The organism is Streptomyces sp. UH6 (genome assembly GCF_013421635.1).
Lineage (GTDB): Bacteria > Actinomycetota > Actinomycetes > Streptomycetales > Streptomycetaceae > Streptomyces > Streptomyces abyssomicinicus.
This window is the reverse complement of the sequence record NZ_JACADT010000496.1, coordinates 1-4,138: the sequence shown is the minus strand read 5'-3', so window position 1 is coordinate 4,138 and position 4,138 is coordinate 1. Positions and strand designations below refer to the sequence as shown.

Below are 4,138 nucleotides of genomic sequence, written 5' to 3'. Positions count from 1 at the left end.
TGTTGCGGGCGAGGCCCAGGTCGGCGGCCAGCGAGCGGTAGGGCGGCAGCCGGGTGCCCGGGGCGAGGCGCCCCTCGCGCACCGCGTCCCGCAGGGCGCGGATCAGCACGGCGCGGCGGCTTCCGGGACCGGACAGGTCCAGGTGCAGGTCGCTGCCGATGCGTTCCGCCGAATCGACCCACGAATTGACCCATGATTCCGGCACGGGAATGCACCCTAGCGGAGGTCTTTCCCGACCCTAGATTCGTGGTCATGACGAACAGCACGAGCACCTCGACCGCTCCCCGCACCGCCGCCCCGACCGCTCCCGCGCACGCCCCGCGGATCGACTTCGCCCAGGCCGCCCCCAGGGCGTTCAAGGCCCTCATCGGCTTCGACGCCGCCGCACGCGAGGGCCTCGACCCGGCCCTGGTCGAGCTGATCCAGATCCGTGCCTCGCTCCTCAACGGCTGCGCCTACTGCCTCCACATGCACACCTCCGACGCCCGCGAGGCCGGCGAGGACGAGGCCCGGCTGCACATGATCGGCGTGTGGCGCGAGGCGCGGAACTTCTTCACGGAGAAGGAGCAGGCCGCCCTCGCCCTGACCGAGGCCGTCACCCTCGTCTCCCACGGCGGTGTCCCCGACGACGTCTACGCGCAGGCGGCCCGCCACTTCGACGGGACGGAACTGGCCCGGGTCCTCTCGCTGATCTTCACGATCAACACCTGGAACCGCATCGCCCTGAGCACCGGAAAGGTCGCGGGCGGGGACGAGAGAACGGCCCGCTGACGGGCCTCGGTCCGGGACGGCTGCGGTCCGGGACGCTGCTGTCCGGGACGGCTGTGGTCCGGGCGACGGCGGCGGGCGCTCATGTCCCGCGGCCACGGGCATCGCCCGGCCGCTCAGGCGGAGCTGACCTGCAGCACGTCCGGCGACAGCGACCCGGCCCGCGCCGTGGCGCCGGTCATCCGCCTGCGGTGGTGACGCCGGCACAGGACCTCGTAGCCGATCTCGTCCGGCTGGTTGGCGACGTCGCCGACCATGACCTGCTCGCCCTCGACGACCATCACGCCGCCCACCGTGCGCGCGTTGTGCGTGGCCCGCGCCCCGCACCAGCACAGCGCCTCGACCTGCAACGTCTCGACGCGGTCGGCGAGTTCGATCAGCCGCTGCGAGCCGGGGAAGAGCCGGGTGCGGAAGTCGGTGGTGATGCCGAAGGCGTAGACGTCCATCTCGAGGTCGTCCACGACGCGGGCCAGCTGGTCCACCTGCTCCGGGGCGAGGAACTGCGCCTCGTCCGCGATCACGTAGTCGACCCGTCCGCCCCGCTGGAGCCGGTCCACCACGTGGCCGTACAGGTCGAACCCGGGACCCGCCTCCACCGCGTCGGTCACCAGGCCCAGCCGCGACGACAGCTTGCCCTCACCCGCCCGGTCGTCGCGGGTGAAGATCAGCCCCTCCAGCCCACGGGCGGAACGGTTGTGCGCGATCTGGAGGGCCAGCGTCGACTTTCCGCAGTCCATCGTCCCGGAGAAGAACACCAGCTCGGACATCAGCAACGCGGGCCCTTCCCCGGCGAACTCACACGGACAACCCCGTCGGCACGGACAGGACCGCGGCCCGGCCGGCCCGCGCGCGGCGCATGCCCGAGGGGGTCGGTCGGCTTCCCGCGGGCCACGGTCCCCGAGAAGGACACCAGCTCTGGCATGACAGGTCGAACGCCTTTCGGTCAGCGTGCGGTGGAAGGGGCGGACGGATCGCGGCGACGGCCGGGGCCGTCAGGTGCGGACCTCCAGGAGGGGGACCAGCTGCTCGGCGGGGGTCATCGACCCGTGGTTGCCGACCATCAGGGACTCCTTGGGCTCGCGCTGCGAGGCGATCAGCAGGACGTCGTCGTGGGCGGCCGCGATCACGTCGCCGAGCCGGGCGTACACCCGGTCGTCGATGTGCGGGCCGAACCAGCCGGCCTCGATCGCCTCGTCCCGCGAGGCGATCCAGAACTGCTCGCCGAGGACCTCGCGCCAGACGGCGAGCACGTCGTTCGCGGCGCCCGGCACCGCGTAGGCGTGGCGGGCACGGCCCTCGCCGCCCAGCAGGGCGACGCCGGCCTTGAGCTCCCAGTCCTCGTCGACGTCGATGCGGTGCTCCTCGTCGAAGGGCACGTCGATCATGCCGTGGTCGGCGGTGACGTAGAGGGCGCTGCGCGGCGGGAGCTGTTCGGCGAGGCGCTGGACCAGGCGGTCGACGTAGCCGAGCTGGCCGCGCCAGGTGTCGGAGTCGACGCCGAACCGGTGGCCGGCGCCGTCGACCTCGGAGTAGTAGGTGTAGACCAGCGCGCGGTCGGCCGCGGCGAGCTGCGCGGCGGCGAGGTCCATCCGCTCCTCGCCGGCGAGACGGCCGTGGAAGGAGCCGCCGCTGAGCGCGATCTCGGTGAGCGGGGTGGACTCGAAGATGGGGGAGGACACCTGCGCGGCGTGCACGCCGGCCGCCTCGGCCAGCCGGAAGACCGTGGGGTGGGGCTGCCAGAGGGCCGGGGAGGTCCAGGGCTTCCAGCGGAGCTGGTTCATCAGCTCGCCGGTCTCCGGGTTGCGGACCGTGTAGCCGGGCAGGCCGTGCGCACCCGGCGGCAGGCCGGTGCCGACCGAGGCCAGGGAGGTGGCCGTGGTCGCCGGGTAGCCGGCCGTCAGCGGGCGGCCGGTGCCGCCGCGCGAGGAGGCCAGCAGGGAGGTCATGAAGGGCGCCTCGTCGGGGTGCGCCTTCAGCTGCTCCCAGCCCAGTCCGTCGATCAGGAAGACGCAGGCCCGGTCGGCGGGCGCGAGTTCCGGTATCGCGGCGGTGACGCCCGGCACCTCCATCCCGGCGGCCAGGGTGGGCAGCAGGTCGGCGAGCGAGCCGCTGCCGTACTCGGGGACCGGGGCGGAGGACAGCGGCAACGGCTCCGGATGGCCGGGGGCGGACGCGGCGTTGGCGCGCTCCCAGTCGTCCCATGCGGAGTGGGACATCAGCGGGCGTTGTCCGCGATCGCCTCGGAGAGCGCCTGCGCGAAGGCCAGCGCCTGGGCGACCGTCTCCGGTCCGTCCCCGGCCTCGCTGACGCGGAGGCTGAGGTCGTCGGCGGTGCTGCTGCCGGTGTAGCCGTGGTCGGCGTCGCAGTTGGGGTCGCCGCAGGCGGCGGGCTCCAGGTCGATGCGGGAGACCGCGCCCCAGCCGATGGTCAGCACGACCTCCCGGGGCAGCCGGCCCGGCGTGTACGTCTCCGGGTCGGAGACGACGCGGCTGACCACCACCGAGGAGATCTTCTCGAGCTTCACCGACTCCGTGGACGTCGTCGCGTACGGGGACGGGGAGGTGCTGTCGGCGTTCTGCTCGTCGGTGTGGCTGACGATGAAGCGGTTGCCGGTCAGCACCAGCACCGTCACGTGGCGGCGGACCTCGTTGGCGTCGAACGTGGTCTCCTGATGGACCAGGAACGACCGGACGGGCTCCCCGCCGACGGCGGACTCCACCGCCTCGGCCACGAGGGCCGGGTAGTAGCCGCTGCGCTCGATCGCCGCGCGCAGCCCCTGGGTCGTCGTACTGGTCTTGGCCATGACGTCCATCCTACGGCGGCGCACCGACTGCCCGGACCGCTCCGGACGGCCCGGAGCGCTTCGGTCAGTACTCCGGCAGGGTACGCGGCCCCTGGTCGTCCCGGGCCGGCGGAGGCGCCAGCCGCACCGAGGCGCCGAGCACACTCACGCCGCGCGGGGCGACGACCACGGGCTCGAGTGTGACGGCGACCACCTCGGGATGGTCGTCGACCAGCCGGGACACCCGCAGCAGGAGCCGTTCCAGGGCGTCGGTGTCCACGGGGGCCGCGCCGCGCCAGCCGAAGAGGAGGGGCGCGGTCCGCACCGAGCGGATCATCGAGGCGGCGTCACGGCCGGCGACCGGGATCAGCCGGTGCGAGAGGTCGCCCAGCAGTTGTGAGGGGGCCCCGGCCAGGCCGAAGGACAGGACCGGGCCCGCCGCCGGGTCGATCACGGCGCGCACCACGGTGTCCACACCGCGCGGCGCCATCTGCTGGACGACGGGGCGCACCTGGCCGGCCCCGCCGAACAGGTCGGCGAGTTCGGCGAAGGCGCGGCGGACCTGCTCCTCGTCGGCGAGGTCGAGCC

Annotated in this window: 5 protein-coding genes and 1 pseudogene; 1 reads left to right on the top strand and 5 read right to left on the bottom strand. The window is 73.6% G+C overall.

All coding sequences use genetic code 11. From position 1 onward, the window contains the following. Window positions 1–205: pseudogene (locus HW445_RS20710) on the bottom strand (GntR family transcriptional regulator); the annotation flags it as partial. A 47-nt stretch (window positions 206–252) separates the two neighbouring features. On the opposite strand from HW445_RS20710, the gene HW445_RS20705 reads away from it, so the two are divergent. Beyond that, window positions 253–771 carry a carboxymuconolactone decarboxylase family protein gene (locus tag HW445_RS20705; RefSeq protein WP_180222480.1) on the top strand — a complete coding sequence of 173 codons (519 nt, stop codon included), beginning with the start codon at window positions 253–255 and terminating at the stop codon, window positions 769–771. A gap of 113 nt (window positions 772–884) precedes the next feature. On the opposite strand, the gene HW445_RS20700 is transcribed toward HW445_RS20705, so the two are convergent. The 4 genes from HW445_RS20700 to HW445_RS20685 all read right to left on the bottom strand — a co-directional run. Beyond that, window positions 885–1,535, bottom strand: coding sequence for a thymidine kinase (locus tag HW445_RS20700; protein ID WP_180222479.1), 651 nt, complete (start codon window positions 1,533–1,535; stop codon window positions 885–887). A gap of 225 nt (window positions 1,536–1,760) precedes the next feature. After that, a complete protein-coding gene (locus tag HW445_RS20695; RefSeq protein WP_180222478.1) occupies window positions 1,761–2,984 on the bottom strand; it encodes an alkaline phosphatase family protein in 1,224 nt (407 codons plus the stop codon). Beyond that, entirely contained in the window at window positions 2,984–3,571 is a 588-nt protein-coding gene (locus HW445_RS20690; protein ID WP_180222477.1) for a DUF5998 family protein, read from the bottom strand. The genes HW445_RS20695 and HW445_RS20690 overlap by 1 nt, the downstream gene beginning before the upstream one ends. 64 nt (window positions 3,572–3,635) lie before the next feature. After that, window positions 3,636–4,138, bottom strand: a 503-nt coding sequence (locus HW445_RS20685; RefSeq protein ID WP_180222476.1) for an acetate--CoA ligase family protein, incomplete at its 5' end; no start/stop codon positions are given.